1 protein-coding gene is annotated in these 19,016 nt (G+C 69.5%); it reads left to right on the forward strand.

All coding sequences use genetic code 11. The features are described from left to right. Positions 1–719: 719 nt before the first annotated feature. Complete coding sequence (locus ACIA75_RS25495; RefSeq protein WP_397108205.1) at positions 720–18,875, forward strand: amino acid adenylation domain-containing protein; 18,156 nt, start codon at positions 720–722, stop codon at positions 18,873–18,875. The last annotated feature ends 141 nt before the right edge of the window (positions 18,876–19,016 follow it).

Raw genomic sequence — 19,016 nt, forward strand, 5'->3', positions numbered from 1 at the left:
CAAGCTGGTCACCGAGACCGCGTGAACGTTCCGGTGACCGCCGGTCCGATTGTCGATACGACCGATCGGGCAGCACAGAAATCCTCCAATTGTCGGGGTTGCGGGGAATCCACAGCGCGAATTCGGCGACAGTGCTGCCGCCGAATTCCGACGGGAACAAACTGGTACATAGAGGCGCCACATCCCAGAAGGCGATCCAGTGCAACCAATGAATTCCATCCACGTCCGCTTCCTGCTCGCCACACCCGACACGGGGCCGAGCCGCCGCCGTGACCTGCGCACAGTCCGCGCCGAGAGCACCCGAAACGCAATGCTCGCGGGCTCCGGGTCCGGCGCGCGGCCGCCCTGGAACTCTCGGGTCCGGCACCGGCACCTCGCCCTGTGAGGCCGGTGCGGTTCAGGGTGCCCACACGCGGCGCCCTCGGACCGGCGCCGGCTCGCGCCGGTAACCGGGACGGGTTTTCGACGGCGGCTACACAGTATTCGTCACCGTAAGGTCTCAATTTTCGAAGGTGATTTATCACGGATTCACCACAAATTGTCACAGCACCCCACATAAATGACCGCAAAAAGACGAATCCATTCGGTGGGCGCGGTATTCGGTGCCATGGACAAAAAACCACCACTTCTTTTGGCGGTGATGCACGTTCTTTGCGGTACAGGGGTCGGACCGAGGTATCGGCCGGTTTCCGATATGACGAAATCCATGGAGGTCACAGGTGACCCAGTCCAAGCGCAACCTCGACAACGAGCAGGAACCCTCGGCGCAGACGCCGATCGGCTCGGCCGAGTTCGCCGGTCACCCGGTTCCCGGTAACGGTTCGCGCGCGCACAACGGCGACGGACCGGCCGGGCCGCACACCGAAACCGGCGACCTGCTCAGGTTGTCCGCGGCGCAGCGGGGGATCTGGTTCGCCCAGCACCTGGCGGGGTCGTCGCCGATCTCGGTGGCGCAGTACGTCGAGATCGAGGGCGAATTGGACGTCGACGCGCTCGTCGCGACCTCCGAGGCCGTCGGGCACGAGTTCGGCTCCGCGTTCGTGCGCCTGGTCGAGATCGACGGCGAGCCCTATCAGGTCGTCGACGAAGATCTCCCTTCCCCGGTAACGGTGCTGGATCTGCGGGATCGGCCCGACCCGGTCGCGACCGCGCACCGGATGATGACCGAGGACTATTCCGCCCCGCTGGACCTCCTGCACGACCGGCTGATGAAATGCTATGTGTTCCAGGTCGGCTCGGACCACTACCTGTGGTATCAGCGCGCCCACCATATTGTTCTCGACGGTTTCGCCGCGGTCACGATGCTGCAGCGGATCACCGAGTTGTACAACGCCCGGGTCGACAAGGAAGAACCGTCGGCGTCGACAGCGAAAGACCTCAGCGAGATCATCGACCAGGATCTGGCGTACCGGGGCTCCACCCGTTTCGACAACGACCGCAACTATTGGACCGAGCACCTCGCCGGCGCGCCACCCGTCGTCAGCCTCGGCGGACGAGTGAGCAAACCGACCATCCACCCGGAGCTCGTCAGCGCCGCGGTTCCGGCGGACACCGCACGACTGCTGGACAGCATCGTGCTGCAGCGCGGTACCAGCGTCACCCCGGTGATCGTCGCGGCCTTCGCCGCCTACCTCGCCCGCATGACCGGCAGTGACGAGGTGCTGCTGAGCCTGCCGGTGTCGGGGCGGCACTCCGCGGTGCTGCGCCGGTCCGGCGGAATGGTGGCCAATGTGGTCCCGCTGCGGGTTCCCGTCGCCGCCCGCACGGTCGGTGAGTCGATCGATGCGACGCAGAGCGAACTGACCAGCGCGCTGCGCCGTCAGCGCTACCGCCAGGAGGACATATTCCACGATATGGGGATCGCGCGCGACGAGGCGGCGTCGTTCGGCCCGGCCGTGAACCTCATGATGGTCGAGAACGAGGTGGTGCTCGGCCCGACGACCGGGCGGCTGAACGTGCTGACCTCCGGCCCGACCGCCGATCTGTTCGTCAACATCTACCCGGGGGCGGGCAAGGACAGCACCCATATCGACTTCCAGGGCAACCCGAACGTCTACAGCCGGTCCGAGCTCACCGGCCACCACAGCCGGTTCCTCGGGTTCCTGCACGAGTTCCTGGCCGGGGGACTGGACTGCCCGGTCAGCCGGCTGCCGCTCCTTGAGGAGGCCGAGCGGGCCGCGCTGCTTCCCGTGCGGGGGCCCGGCGGGGTCGGCACCCGGCTGCTGCCCGATATCTTGAGCGAGAGCGCACGCCGCACCCCCGGAGCGAGCGCGATCGCCGCGGACGGCACGACGGTGACCTACCGCGAACTGGACACCGCGTCGTCCCGGCTGGCCCGATATCTGACAGCACTGGGCTGCGGCCCGGAGACCTCGGTGGCGATCGTGCTGCGGCGCTCGGTCGAATCGATCACGGCGGCGTGGGCGGTCGCGAAAACCGGGGCCGCGATCGTGCAGATCGATCCGGAATACCCGCCGCAGCGGATCGAGCACATGGTCACCGACAGCGGCGCCCGCGTAGCCCTCACGGCCGGCACCACCGGTGACCGGTTACCGCGGACCGTGCGCCGCGTCGACCTCGACGATCCCGGAACCCAGCGGGCCTGCGCGGGCCTTGCGGACGGGCCGGTCACCGATACGGAGCGGACCCGCCCGTTGCGGGCGGCCGACCTCGCCTACACCACCTACACGTCCGGTTCCACCGGTGTGCCGAAAGGTGTGCAGGTCACCCACACCGGGCTCGCGAATCTCATCGCCGACCGCAGCGAAACCTACGGTATCGACGCGGCTTCCCGCGTGTCCTACGCGCTCTCGCCCAGTTTCGACGCCTCCCTGGAACAGTTCCTGACCTGTTTCGCCAACGGCGCCACCCTGGTGGTCGTCCCCCCGGAGGTGATCGGCGGGGACCGGCTCACCGATCTGCTCGCCGGCCAGCACGTCACCCACCTGACCCTGACACCCGCGATGCTGGCCACCGTCGACCCGCACACACTGACCGACCTGCGGGTGGTGGTGGTCGGTGGTGACGTCTGCCCACCGCATGTGATCGAACGCTGGACCCAGCACTGGTCGATGTTCAACGAATACGGGCCCACCGAGGCCACGGTGACCGCCGCCGGTGCCCCGATCCGGCCCGATCGTGAACTCACCGTCGGCGGCCCCATCCGCGGCGTCTCCGCGATGGTGCTGGACCGGACCCTGCAGCCGGTGCCGGTGGGCACCGCGGGAGAGTTGTATCTGGCCGGTCCGGGGTTGGCACGCGGCTACAACCACCGGTTCGCCGAAACCGCCGCCCGGTTCGTCGCCGACCCCTACGCCGAACCCGGCGACCGGATGTACCGCACCGGCGATATCGCGCGCTGGGCCGGCAACGGCTCCGGGATCACGCTGGAACTGATGGGACGCAGCGACTTCCAGGTCAAGATCCGCGGCTACCGGATCGAACCGGGTGAAATCGATGCGGCGCTCACCGGCCACGCCGACGTGGACCTCGCCGTGACGATCCCGGTCCAGAACAACGCCGGGGCGACAGTTCTCGCGTCCTACGTCGTCCCGGTCGACGGCCGGGTGATCGATCCGCTCGACCTGCAGCGCTACGCCCGCAACTCTCTGCCACCGCATATGGTCCCGGCCGTGATCATGCCGCTGGATCATCTTCCGGTGAACGCGTTCGGCAAACTCGATCGAGGTGCCCTGCCCGAGCCCGAATTCGGTTCCGCACAGGTCGGCCGCGCACCTGCCACCCCCCGCGAGATCTTGATGGCCGGCCTGTTCACCGAAGTACTCGGTGTGCCGCAGGTCGGGGCCGACGACAGCTTCTTCGCGCTCGGCGGCGACAGCATCCTGTCGATTCAACTCGTGACCCGCGCCAAGGCCGTCGGGCTGGGGTTCTCCACCCAGGACGTGTTCGAGCAGAAAACGGTCGCGGGCCTGGCTGCCATGGCCACCGAGGCCGGCGGCACCCCGCGGCTGGCCGAGCTCCCCGGTGGCGGTGCCGGGCCGGTACCGCTGTCGCCGATCGTGCACGCCATGCTGGGGCGCGGGCATTTCGACCGGTTCGCGCAGGCGACCCTTGTGGAGCTGCCCGACCACCTCGACGAAACCCATCTGGTGCGTGCCCTGCAAGCGCTGCTGGACCACCACGACATCCTGCGCGCGGTCCTGCGGGAAACCACCCCCGGCACCCCGCAGATCGAGGTCCTCGACCCCGGCGCCGTCGACGCCGCCACCACCCTCACCCGGGTAACGCTCGACGCGCGCGACGCCACCGAAGTCGACCGGCACCTACAGGCTGCCGCCGACCGGCTCGACCCCGGCACCGGCGCCCTCGTCCGGGCCGTCTGGATGCGGGACCCCGCCGGCACCGGACCGGACCTGATGTGGCTGGTGGTGCACCATCTCGCTGTCGACGCGGTGTCGTGGCGGATCCTGCTCGCCGACCTCGCCCAGGCCTGGCAGCAGATCTCGGCCGGCACCGACCCGCGGATCGGTTCGGGTACCACCTCGGTCCGGCGCTGGGTCCACGGGCTGGTCGAACAGGCACCCGATCGGCGCGCCACGGAACTACAACGGTGGAAAGACGTTCTCGCCCAAGACGACCCGCCGCTCGGGTCGCGACCGCTGGACCCCGAGCGTGACACCGCGGCCACCGCCGAACGGATCCGGCTGCGTATCCCGGCGGATATCACCGAGGCCGTCCTCACCACCGTCCCGGCCCGCTTCCACGGCAGCGCCAACGACCCACTGCTCGCGGCCCTGGCCCTGGCGCTGGGCGAATGGCGCCGCCGCCGCGGTATGCCCGCCGCCGGAACACTGATCTCGCTGGAAGGGCACGGCCGCGAGGAGCAGGCCGTGCCCGGCGCCGATCTCAGCGCCACCGTCGGCTGGTTCACCACCCGCTTCCCGGTACGGATCGAACTGCCGGACGTCGACACCGGCGACGCCCTCGCCGGCGGCGCGTCCGCGGGACTCGCCGTCAAACGGGTGAAAGAACAGCTGCGCGCGGTGCCCGACAACGGGATCGGCTACGGAATGCTCCGTTGCCTGGACCCCGTGGGCGGCACCGAACTCGGGGGAGCACCGGAGCCTCAGATCAGTTTCAACTATCTGGGGCGGGTGGGTGTCCGCGATCTCTCGGGGGCGTGGACACCCACCACCGAATTCACGTCGCTGACCGCGACGAGCGATCCCCGGATGGCGCTGCCCGCCGTGATCGATGTCAACGCGATCGCCGAACCGGGCCCCGACGGGCTCGAACTCGACGCCACCTGGGAATTCGCCGCGCAGATCGTGAACGCCGACGATATCGACGAACTCGCCGGGCTGTGGGTGCAGGCCCTGCGCGGCCTGGCCGCCCACGCCCGCACCGAATCCGCGGGTGGTTTCACCCCGTCCGATTTCCCGCTGGTCGAGGTGTCGCAGCACGATATCGACCACTGGCTGCGGGACTATCCGGCGCTCACCGATGTGTGGCCGCTGACCGCACTGCAATCCGGACTGTTGTTCCACGCCGTCTACGACCGCGACAGCGACGACGGCTACATCGTCCAGGCGGCGCTGACCCTCGCCGGCCAGGTCGACACGCGGCGGATGCGGCACGCCGCCCAGGCCCTGATCGACCGGCACGACAGTCTCCGGACCGCGTTCGTCGAAAGCGCCGACGGTCCACGCCAGATCGTCTCCGCCGAGATCCCGGCCGACTGGCGCGACACCGACCTCACCGGTCTCGGCGACGACGAACGCGCCCGCGAACTCCGCCGCCTCGCGGAAGAGGCGGCCGCACCGTTCGACCCCGCCCGCCCGCCGCTGCTGCGTTTCCACCTGATCCGCACCGGCCCCGGCGAATACCAGCTGCTGGTCACCAACCACCACATCGTGCTGGACGGCTGGTCGATGCCGCTGCTGATCCACCAGCTGCTCGCGCTGTACACCTCCGACGGTGACGCGAGCGATATCGCGGCGCCGCGCTCCTACCGCGACTATCTGCACTGGCTGCACACCCAGGACCGGGATACCGCCGTCGCCGCCTGGCAGCGGATGCTGGACGGGGTCGAGAACCCGACGCGGGTCGCGGGCCCACCGGACCGGACGGTCAGCGCGCCCAGCGGCGAGGTCGGCCTGGAGCTCGATACCGTGACCGCCACCGCCGTACGCGATCTGGGCCGCTCCCACGGTGTCACCGCCAACACGGCCATCCAGGCGGCGTGGGCGTTACTGCTCACCGCTCTCACCGGCCGTTCGGATGTCGTGTTCGGCAATACGGTGTCGCATCGCCCGCCGCAGATCCTCGGCGTCGAGCATATGGTGGGCCTGTTCATCAACACCCTCCCGGTCCGGGTCCGCCTCGACCCCGGCGAATCCGTCGCCGACCTCCTCGTGCGGGTGCAATCCGAGCAGGCCGCAATGCTGGAGCACCGCCATATCGGCCTGGCGGAACTGCAGCAGGCCACCGGCGTCGGCGATATGTTCGACACGGTGACGGTGCTGGAGTCCTACCCGCTCGACCGGGAGGGCCTGGCCCGCGACCTCGACGAAGCCGGTTTGCGGCTGGTCGACGTCGATGCCCACGACGCCACCCCGTACCCGTTGAGCCTGCAGGTCACCCCGCCGCGGCCGGCCCGCGACGGGCGCGGCGACACCGCCGGATCCGGCAGCTACACCGTGACCCTGCGCTACGCCACCGACCGCTTCGGCGCCGCCGAAGCCCGCACCCTGCTCGAACGATTCGAGCTGATCCTGACCCAGCTGGTCACCGATCCCGCGGCACGGTCCGCCGCCATCGCGTCGTGCTGGGATCGGGAAAGCGCCGAGCTGCTGTCGATCGCCGGTGACCCGCCCGCCGCCGAACGGACGCTGTACGACATCCTGTCCGCGACCGCGCGCACCTATCCGGACGCGGCCGCGGTCCGGTACGGGGACACCACCCTGACCTACCGTGACCTGGAACAGCGTGCGGACGCGTTCGCCGCCCGGCTGGCCGCGCGCGGAGCCCACCCCGAATCGTTCGTAGCCCTGGCCCTGCCGCGCTCGATCGAACTGGTGGTGGCGATCTGGGCGGTCGCGAAAACCGGTGCCGCGTTCGTCCCGCTGGACTCGGCCAATCCCACCGACCGGCTCGCCGAACTACTGGCGAGTTCGCGGGCCCGTCTGGGTGTCACGACCGAGTCCGTCGCACAACACCTTCCGGACACGGTCGACTGGCTGCTGGTGGACGATACGACCGCCGCCGAGCCGGCCGTTCCGGCGGGCCGGCCCCTGCCCGCCGGCACGGCCTACCTGATCTTCACCTCCGGTTCCACCGGCACCCCGAAAGCAGTCCAGGTCAGCCACCGCGGCCTGGCGAACCTCGTCACCGCCCACGCCGAAACCTTCGGCGCGGATACGACGTCGACGGTCCTGCAGGTCGCCTCACCGGGCTTCGACGCCTGCGTCTCGGAGCTACTGCTGGCCCACGGAAACGGCGCCTGCCTGCTGGTGGCGCCCCCCGACGTGTACGGCGGGACAGGTCTGGCGGAGTTGCTGCGCGCCGGACCGGTCACCCACGCCATCATCACCCCGTCCGTGCTGAACACGATGGACCCGGCGGCCCTGACGTCGCTGGAAACGGTCGCGGTCGTCGGTGAGGCCACCGGCGCGGACACCGTGAACAGGTGGGCGCCGGGACGCCGGCTGCTCAATCACTACGGGCCGACGGAATCCACGATCTGGGCCACCGGCTCCGATCCGCTGTCACCCGGTGAACCGGTGACGATCGGGCGCCCGATCCGCGGTGTGTCCGTGGCCGTCCTCGATATGTGGCTGCGACCGGTGCCCATGGGAGTCGCGGGCGAACTGTATCTCGGCGGGCCCGGACTGGCCCACGGCTACTTCGACCGGCCGGGAACGACCGCGTCCCGCTTCGTCGCCGACCCGCTGTCGGGCGGCGGCGAACGCCTCTACCGCACCGGCGATTCCGTGCGCTGGGTCCACGGCCGCACCGGACCCGAACTGGAATACCTGGGCCGCAACGATCAGCAGGTCAAGATCCACGGGCTGCGGATCGAACCGGGGGAGATCGACGCCCACCTGGCCCAGCATCCCGCGGTCGCCACCGCCGCCACCGTCGCCCGGACCGGTCCCGCCGGAGAACCGATTCTGGTGTCCTATATCGTCGCCGCACCCGAGGCGACGGTGGATGTGCCGGCCCTGCACGACTATCTCGAACGCACCCTGGCCCACTACATGAATCCTGCGGCCATCGTCGAACTCGACGCGATGCCGGTCTCCGCTACCGGAAAAATCGACCGGAAAGCATTGCGGCAGCGCGTCTTCAGCTCACAGGCCGCCGCGGGCCGGCCGCCCGAGACCCCGGCCGAGCAGCTCATGGCGCGCCTGTTCGCCGAGGTGCTGCAACTGGAGAACGTCTCGGCCGAGAGCAACTTCTTCACCCTGGGCGGCGACAGCATCGTCTCGATGCGGTTGGTGGCGCTCGCCAAATCCGCCGGGCTGATCCTGACCCCGCGCGAGATATTCGAAGGGAAAACAGTCGCCGCCCTCGCCACGACCGCCCGCCCCGAAACCACGACGGACGACCACCGCCCGCCGGCGGGCGAGACGGAACACACGGAATCCCCGCGCGTTCCGCTCACCCCACCCGATATCGAAGCGCTACGACAGCAGTACAGCGCCCTGTCCGAAGTGTGGCCGCTGTCCCCGATGCAGTCCGGTATCCACTTCCATTCGACCTTCGCACCCGACACCGCGGACAACTACACCGTCCAGACGACAATCGGGTTCTCCGGCCGTATCGACAGCCCGCGCCTGCGCCGCGCCGCCCAGGCCTTGATCGACCGCCACGATATTCTGCGCGCCGCGTTCGCCGAAACAGCGAACGGCCCGTGCCAGATCGTCCTGGACCACGCCGACGTCGACTTCCGCGATATCGACCTCACCCACGGCGACGATCCGCGCACCGCCACCGATATCGCCGGCGCCGACGCCACCGCCGGTTTCGACCTGACCGCGCCGCCGCTGATCCGGTTCACCCTGCTGCACCTGCGCCCGGGCGAGTACCGGCTGCTCGTCACCAACCACCATGTGATCCTCGACGGCTGGTCGATGCCACTGCTGATGCGCGAACTGCTCGAATACTACGGAGCACCCGACACGATCGGCACCGCCGAACCCGCCCCCTCCTACCGCGACTACCTGATCTGGCTGGACCGCCAAGACCTCGCCACCTCCAAAGCCGCATGGGCACAGGCCTATTCCGACGTCGACACCCCCACCCGGGTAGCCCGCGGAACCGGCGCCGCGGCCAGCACCGCAGCCGAGGTCAACACGGAACTCCCCGCCGACCGCTACGGTGACCTGCGCCGCGTCGCAGCGGACGCCGCCGTCACCGTCAACACAGCGGTCGCCGCCGCCTGGGCGGTCAACCTGCGGATACTCACCGGCGACACCGATGTGATCTTCGGATCCGCGGTATCGGGCCGGCCCCCGGAACTCCCGCAGGTGGACCGGACCCTCGGCATGTTCCTGAACACCGTCCCCGTGCGGGTCCGGCTCGATCCCACCGCGACACTGACACAACTGCTGACCCGGATCCAGGACCAGCAATCCCGCATGCTCGACCACCACTACGTCGGCCTGCCCGATATCCACCGCAGCACCGGAGTCACCGAACTGTTCGACACCGCGATCGCCTTCCAGTCGTTCCCGCTGGATCGCCCCGCCCTGCAGCAGCTCGTCCGATCGGCGGGCCTGCAGGTCGAGGAGGTCACCGGCGTCGACGCCACCCCGTTCCCGCTGAGCCTGGTCGTCGCCCCGAAACGCGACGGAGCCGAAGGCCTGCAGATCACCCTCCGATACCTGCAGGAAGAATTCGACGCCGACCGGGCGCACCGGATACTCGGCCGCTTCGTGGAGCTCCTGGACCGGGTCGCCCGGGAACCGTCCCTGCAGCTGGGCGACCTCGCACTCCCCGACGAACCCGGTCCCGCCCACCCCCAACACACCGGCGAACACCTGGACCGGTCGCACACCCTCGCCGATATCCTCGCGAACTCCGCGGCCGCCACACCCGACGCGGTCGCCGTGCAATTCGGCCGGCACCAGGCGGCAACCCTCACCTACCGGCAGCTCGACGAACAATCCAACCAGCTCGCCCGGCTGCTGCTGCGGCGCGGCGCCCGGCCGGGACGTATCGCCGCCGCCGCCCTCCCGCGCTCCCCGGAGTGGGTCGTCACGGTATGGGCGGCCGCGAAGGCCGGGGTCGCGTTCGTGCCGATCGACCCGAACCTGCCCGTCGGGCGCATCGACTTCCTGCTGTCGGACTCGACCGCCGCCCTCGGCGTCACCGACACCGCCACCAGCCAGAAACTGCCCGGCGATATCGACTGGCTCGTCCTCGACGACGCGGACACCCGCCGCGCCGTCGCCGCCGAATCCGCGGCGCCGATCACCACCACCGAACGCGGCGCACCCATCCGGCCCGGCCACACCGCCTACGTGATCTACACCTCCGGTTCCACCGGAACCCCCAAGGGCGTCCTGGTCGGCCACCGCGGACTGGCCGACGTCGTCGCGGCCCAGCGCCGCACCCTGGACGTCGACGAACAATCGGCGGTACTGCAGGTCGCCTCACCCAGTTTCGACGCCTCCCTGTTCGAACTGCTGATGGCGCACGGATCGGGCGGCCGGCTGGTCGTCGCACCTCCCGACGTGTACGGCGGCCGCGAACTGGCCGAGCTGATCCGGCGCGAACACATCTCCCATGTGGTGATCACACCGTCGGCGCTGGCCACCGTCCCGGCCGACGGTCTGGACGCCCTGCACGTGCTGGCCACCGCCGGTGAGGCCGTCGGCCCGGAACTCGTCGAACGGTGGGCGCCCGGGCGCCGCATGATCAACCTGTACGGGCCGAGCGAAACCACGATCTGGGCCACCGCCGGCGAGGTCGGCGCCGGCACACCGATCACGATCGGCCGGCCCGTCGGCCCCGTCGCGGCCACCGTCCTGGACACCTGGTTGCGGCCGGTGCCCGACGGTGTCGCGGGCGAACTGTATCTGTTCGGCGCGGGCCTGGCCGACGGCTACATCGACCGGACCGGCACGACCGCCGCACGGTTCGCCGCCTGCCCGTTCGGGACACCGGGCGACCGCATGTACCGCACCGGCGATATCGTGCGCCGCACCACCACCGGCGAACTGGAATTCGTGGGACGCAACGATTTCCAGGTGAAAGTCCGCGGCACCCGAGTCGAACTGGGCGAGATCGACACCGTCCTGGCAGCACACCCCGATATCACCTTCGCCGCCACCATCGGACACAGCGCCGAAGGACATCCGGTGCGGCTCGTGTCCTACGTCGTCCCCGCCGCGGGCACGAACGTAGCGGTCGAAGACCTGCATATCGCGCTGGCCGAAGCGCTGCCCACCTACATGGTGCCCGCCGCGATCATGATCCTCGACGAGGTCCCGCTCACCTCGAACGGCAAACTCGACCGCGAACAGCTCCCCGAACCGGTGTTCGCCGGCCGCGAATTCCGGGCGCCGTCCACCCCGCTGGAACATCTGGTCGCGGAGGCGTTCGCGCAGGTCCTGGACATGGACCGGGTGGGCGCCGCCGACGACTTCTTCGCCCTCGGCGGCGATTCCCTCAGCGCATCGCTGGTGGTCGCCCGCGTCGGCGCCGCCCTCGACGTCCGAGTCCCGGTCCGGGCGCTGTTCGAAGCACCCACCGTCAGCGGATTCGCCCGGCACGCAGGATCGCTGCGCAGCGGCGGCCGCATACCGCTCACCGCCGGCCCGCGCCCCGAACCGGTACCGCTGTCGCTGGCACAGCAGCGGATGTGGTTCCTGAACCGGTTCGAACCGGACTCGGCGGCCTACAACATCCCGGTCATGCTGCGGCTCACCGGACAGTTGAACACCGACGCCCTGCACGCGGCACTCACCGACGTCGTCACCCGGCACGAAGTGCTGCGCACCATCTACCCGGAAACCGCCGGCGAACCCCGCCAGGTGATCTTGGACGACCCGCCGGCACCGCTACAGACACGGCGGCTGGAAGCGAGCACAGCCCTGGACACCGTCGGCGAATTCGTTCGCGCCGGCTTCGATGTCACCACCGAGGTCCCGCTCCGCGTCGGCCTGTTCGACCTCGGCGCCGGCGAATACGTCCTCGTCCTGGTGGTCCACCACATCGCCGGCGACGGACAGTCGATGGGACCGCTGGCCCGCGACGTGATGACCGCCTACGCCGCCCGCGTCACCGGCAACGCCCCGCACTGGGAACCCCTGCCCGTCCAATACGCGGACTACGCACTGTGGCAGCGCCGGGTCCTGGGCGCCGCCGACGACCCCGAGTCGCTGCTGTCCACCCAACTCGACTTCTGGCGCACGACACTGGCGGAAACCCCCGACCGGCTGGACCTACCCACCGACCGGCCCCGCCCCACCGTGGCCTCCCTGTCCGGCGGCCGGATACCGATCGAGATCGGCCCCGAACTGCACGCCCGCCTGCTGGAACTGGCCCGCTCCCGCGGCTCCTCACTGTTCATGGCGATGCACGCCGCCCTGGCCGCCGTCCTCGGCCGGTTGAGCGGCACCGACGACATCGTGATCGGCACCCCCGTCGCCGGCCGCGGCGAACCCGGACTCGACGAACTGGTCGGCATGTTCGTGAACACACTCGCCCTGCGCACCCCGATCGACTCCGGCGCACCGTTCACCGACCTGCTCACCCGCACCCGCGACACCGACCTGCGCGCATTCGAACACGCCGACGTACCGTTCGAACGAGTCGTCGAGGAACTGAACCCGGAACGATCCTCCTCCCAGCACCCCCTGTTCCAGGTCGTCCTGGCCTTCCAGAACATCGCGGCCGCACAGATGGAACTTCCCGGCGTCGTGGTATCCCGCGCCGACGTCGACACCGGCCTGTCCCAGTTCGACCTGCAACTGGTCCTCGCCGACAGCTACAGCGACGGGGGAGCGGCACACGGCATCTCCGGAACCATGATGTACGCCCGCGACCTGTTCGACGAAACAACAGCCACCGGATTCGTGCACCGCTTCCTCCGCGTCCTGGAAGCGGTCACCGCCGACCCGGCGACCGCCGTCGGCGATATCGACTGGCTCGACGCCACCGAACACGTCGACCTGGTGACCCGGATCGGCGAGCGGCCCGCAGACACCCCACCATCACCCGTCCTGCTACCGCAGGTGTTCGCCGCCGCCGTCGCGGACAACGGTGCCGGCCCGGCCGTCCTATCCGGCGACACCGAACTCACCTACACACAACTCGACGCCCGATCCAACCAGCTCGCGCGGCAACTGATCCGCCACGGCGCCGGACCCGAACACCCGGTACTCGTCGCGGCCGGCCGGTCCATCGCCTCGATCACCGCCTGGTGGGCCGTCGTCAAAACCGGCGCCCCCTACGTCCCCGTCGACCCCCGCTATCCCGCCGGCCGCATCGAACAGATAATCACCGATTCGGCTGCGGCGCTCGGCGTGACGGTCACCGCCGCACACCATCAACTCCCCGGATCACTCGACTGGATCGTGCTCGACGACACCGGCACGGCCGCACAGATCGACGCCCAGGACGACACCGCCATCAGCGACAGCGAGCGGCTGCGCCCGCTACGCGCTACGAACACCGCATACGTGGTGTTCACCTCCGGATCCACCGGTGTGCCCAAGGGCGTCGCCGTCACCCACACCGGAATCGCCGATTTCGTCGCCGCGCAACGCGCCGAACATCAACTCCGGACCGACTCCCGCGTCCTGCACTTCGCCTCCCCGTCGTTCGACGCCTCACTTTTGGAAATCCTGCTCGCCGTCAGCCGCGCCGCCACCCTGGTCATCGCACCGGCCGGAATGTACGGCGGCGACGAGATGCGCGAATTCCTCCGGACCCGCCACGTCACCCACGCATTCGTCACCCCCGCCGCGCTGGCCTCGGTCGACCCCACCGACCTCGACGACCTCCAGGTCGTCCTGTCCGGCGGCGACGAAGTCCCCACCGACCTCATCACCCGATGGTCGGCCACCGACACCGCCGGCACCCGCGAATTCCGGGTCCTGTACGGACCCACCGAAACCACCATGGTCGCCACCGCCACCCGGCCGATCCGGCCCGGCGACCGGCCCGCCATCGGCACCCCCCTCCCGGGTATGCACGCCCTCGTCCTCGACCACCGGCTGCAACCCGTACCCGTCGGCGTCACCGGCGAGCTGTACCTGGCCGGACCCGCACTGGCCCGCGGATACCTGCACCGGACCGCCACCAGCGCCGCCCGCTTCGTCGCCTGCCCGTTCGGCAAACCCGGCGCCCGCATGTACCGCACCGGCGACGTCGTCCGCTGGAACACCGCCGGCGATCTGGAGTTCATCGGCCGCAACGACTTCCAGGTGAAGATCCGCGGCTACCGCGTGGAACTCGGCGAAATCGACACCGTCCTCGGCGCCCGCCCCGACGTGGCATTCGCGGTCACCGTGCCACGCCGCGAAGGCGCGGGTTCCGTGATCCTGGTGTCCTACGTGGTGCCCACCGCCGGCACAGAGATACCGGTCGAAGAGCTGACCACCGAACTCACCGAGGCACTGCCCTCCTACATGGTGCCCTCCGCCGTGATGGTCCTCGACGAAATCCCGCTGTCCCCCAACGGGAAACTCGACCGCAAAGCACTACCCGAACCCGTCCTGCAGGCCAAACAGTTCCGGGCACCGGCCTCGCCGGTGGAGGAAATCGTGGCCGGAGTCTTCGCCGAAGTACTCGGCCTCGACCGCCTCGTCGGCGCCGACGACGACTTCTTCGAACTCGGCGGCAACAGCCTCGTCGCCACCCGCGTCGCCGCCCGGATCGGTGCCGCGCTCGACGCAAACGTGCCGGTGTCGATGATCTTCGACGCCCCCAGCGTCGCCAAACTCGCCGCCCGCGCCGAATCACACGCCGACACCGGCCGAATCGCACTCACCCCGCAACCACGCCCCCCGCATATCCCGCTCTCCTACGCACAGCAGCGGATGTGGTTCCTGAACCGCTTCGAACCCGACTCCGCCGCCTACAGCATCCCGATCATCATCCGCCTGTCCGGGCAGCTGGACCTCGACGCACTCCACGCCGCGGTCGGCGACGTGGTGTCCCGGCACGAAGTCCTGCGCACCGTCTACCCGTATGTCGACGGTGAGCCCACCCAGGTAGTTCTCCCCGCCGCCGGCACACCGCCGATGACCGTCACCCCGGTCACCGAACCGGAACTCCCCGAAACCATCGCCGGCTTCGTCTCGACAGTGTTCGACGTGACCGCCGAGGTCCCGTTCCGGGTGCGGCTGTTCGAACTCGCCCCGGACACCTGGGTGCTGGCCGTCGTCATGCACCACATCTGCGGCGACGGCTCCTCGCTCGCCCCGCTCGCCCGCGACATGATGACCGCCTACCAGGCCCGGGTCCACAACCGGGCACCCGGCTGGGTACCGCTGACGGTCCAATACGCGGACTACGCGATCTGGCAGCACACCGTGCTCGGCGCCGAACACGACCCCGAATCGCTGCTCCGCGCCCAGATCGACTACTGGACAACCCAGCTGGCGGACCTGCCGCCACAGCTGGAACTACCGGCCGACCGGCCGCGGCCACCGATCCAAACCTATGCCGGTGACACCGTGTCGATCACCCTCGGCGGCGAACTGCACGCACAACTGGAGAACGTCGCCCGCGCCCACAACACGACCCTGTTCATGGTGTTCCACGCCGCACTCGCCGCCACCCTGGCCCGGCTCGCCGACACCGACGACATCGCCATCGGCACCCCCTACGCCGGACGCGGCGAACCCGAACTCGACGAGCTCGTCGGCATGTTCGTCAACACCCTCGTCCTGCGCACCCGGCTGACCGGCCAGATGTCGTTCACCCAGCTGCTCGAACACGTCCGCGGCACCGACCTCGCCGCCTTCGGGCACGCCGACGTACCGTTCGAACGACTGGTGCAGGAACTCAACCCGGTGCGGTCGCACGCCCACCACCCCCTTTTCCAGGTGATGCTCTCCTTCCAGAACCTCACCACCACCGATTTCGAACTACCCGGCCTCACCGCCTCCGCCGTCGAAGCCGACACCGCGACCTCCCTGTTCGACCTGCAGGTCACCGTGTCCGACTCCTACGACGACACCGGCACCCCGACCGGCATCACCGGCGGCGTGACCTACGCGACCGACCTCTTCGACCCGGAAACCGCCACCGGCATCGTCGACCGCCTGCAGCGGATGCTGCAGGCACTCGCCGCCGACCCCGCACAACAGATCTACGACGTGAACCTGCTCGACCCCGGCGAACGGGAAGACGCCCTGCACCGCTGGAACGCCACCGACCACCCCTACGACCCGGACGAAACCCTCGCCACACTGTTCACCCGCGCCGTCCACGCCCACGCCGCCCGGCCCGCAGTGCAATCCGGCACCGAAGCCCTGACTTACGCACAGTTCGCGGCACGCGTCAACCGGCTGGCCCGCTGGCTGATCTCCCGCGGCGTCGGCCCCGACACCCTGGTCGCGCTGCGCATGCGCCGATCCCTCGACCAGGTCACCGCCATGTACGCGGTACACGCCGCAGGCGGCGGCTACGTACCGGTCGACCCGGACCACCCCGCCGAACGGATCGACTACATGCTGGCCACCGCCGCACCGGTGGTGATGCTGTCCTCCCTCGACGGGATCGACCTCACCGAATTCGACGACACACCCGTCACCGACACCGACCGCAGCGCGCCCCTGCGCCCGCACAACCTCGCCTACGTCCTGTTCACCTCCGGCTCGACCGGGCGCCCCAAAGGCGTCGCCGTACCGCACCGCGCGGTACTCAACCAGCTGCACTGGATCATCGACACCTACGGGCTGACACCGGACGACACGGTACTGCAGAAAACCCCCGCCACCTTCGACGTCTCCGTATGGGAACTGTTCGCGACCCTGGCCGTGGGAGCCCGGATGGTGATCGCCCGGCCCGACGGGCACACCGATCCCGCCTACCTCGCCGAAACCATCGCCGCCGAGCAGATCACGGTCACCTCCTTCGTACCCTCGATGCTGGCCGCCTTCTCGGACGCGGCCCCCACCGAATCGCTGCACTCGCTCCGGGCGCTGCTCGTCGGCGGCGAAGCCTTCGGCGCAGAGGTCGTGGCCACCGCGCAGCAGGTACTGCCCGACGTCGACCTGCACAACCTGTACGGCCCCACCGAATTCACCCTGCACGCCACCGCGCATGCCGTGACCGACGCCGACACCGGCAGCGTCCCGATGGGGGCACCGGTGCGGAACGTACGGGCCTACATCCTCGACACCCGGCTGCAACCCGTACCGCCCGGAGTCGCGGGGGACCTGTACCTGGCGGGCATCCAGATCGCCCGCGGCTACCAGGCCCGCCCGGGGTTGACCGCCGACCGTTTCGTCCCCGACCCCTACGCCACCGGCCAGTGCATGTACCGCACCGGCGACCTGGCGCGACACCGGCGTGACGGTGAACTCGAATACCTGGGCCGCACCGATTTCCAGGTCAAACTCCGCGGCCTGCGCATCGAACTCGGCGAAATCGAAGCCGTCCTCGCGGAGCACCCCACCGTCACCCGCGCCATCGCCGCCGTACGCGGTGACCAGCTCGTCGGCTACCTCGTCCCCGCCACCGGCGCCACCCTCGACACCGCGGCCGTACTGGCACACGCCGCGACCGAACTACCCGACTACATGGTGCCGTCCACCGTGATGGTGCTCGACACCGTACCGCTCACCGCCTCCGGCAAACTCGACCGCAAACAACTGCCCGAGCCGGTGTTCGCGGTAGGGGAGTTCCGGGAACCGTCGTCGTGGCTGGAAGGGGAAGTGACCCGCGCCTACGGGCACGTCCTCGGCGTGGACCGCGTCGGCGCCGACGACGACTTCTACGCCCTCGGCGGCAACTCGCTGAAATCGGTGCAGGTGGTGACCGAGCTGAAGAAGGAACTCCGTTACGAGGTCCCGGTCAGCTGGATCCTGTCCGATCCGCGCCCCGCCGATCTCGCCAAACGGATCGAAACCGGTATGCGCACCGGGCAGGTCAGCACCGAACCCACCGCCCCCGGATTCGATGTCCTGCTCCCGATCCGGACTGCCGGGCAGCGGCCCCCGCTGTTCTGCATCCACCCCGCGTCCGGCCTGGCCTGGAGCTACCGCCCCCTCGGCGAATACCTGTCCGCCGACCGGCCGATCTACGGTATCCAGGCCCCGCAGCTCAGCGGCGCCGCCGAGCCGGCGGGCAGTATCGAAGACACCGCCCGCCGCTACTTCGACGAAATCCGCACGGTTCAGCCGCACGGCCCCTACCATCTCCTCGGCTGGTCGCTCGGCGGCCAGATCGCCCACGCCGTCGCCGTCGAAATGCGCGCCGCCGGCGAACAGGTCGCGCTACTGGCCCTGCTCGATTCCGAAGCCGACAGTATCGACGAGTCGGCGGTCACCACCGTGACCGCCGGGGAACTGGTCAGCAACCTCGGCCCGGTGATGGGTATCGAGGTCGTGCCCCCCGAGGCCACCGCCGAGGAAGCCGCCGCACTGATCGAAGAGCAGCTGGGGGACCGGCTCGGTATCGACGCCGCGCTGATCCAGCGCATGACCGACGCCTACAACGAGTCCAGCCGGGCCGCCGCCCACTGGCGACCCCAGATCCTCGACGGCGACCTGCTGTACTTCACCGCCGCGGGCGAACATCGCGCCGACGGCACCGGCCACCGCGGCTGGGAGCCGCTGGTCCGCGGGCAGGTCACCGATATCGCCATCGACGCAACCCATCTGGCGATGACCGAACCCGCGGTATTGGCCCGCATCGCCCGCATCCTCGACGAACACCTCGATCGGTAACCGGCCGAGAGACAAACGCACAGAGGTCCGGCGTTCTTCTGCCGCTCCAGCTCGGTCGGTAGCGAGCAGGGGACCGCCACAGTGCCCAGAAGCAGCCAAGTTTACGTAATGTAGATTATCGGCATTTTTCGGAAGGCCCGG

This window comes from Nocardia sp. NPDC051750 (assembly GCF_044453135.1).
In the GTDB taxonomy this organism is placed as follows: Bacteria; Actinomycetota; Actinomycetes; order Mycobacteriales; family Mycobacteriaceae; genus Nocardia.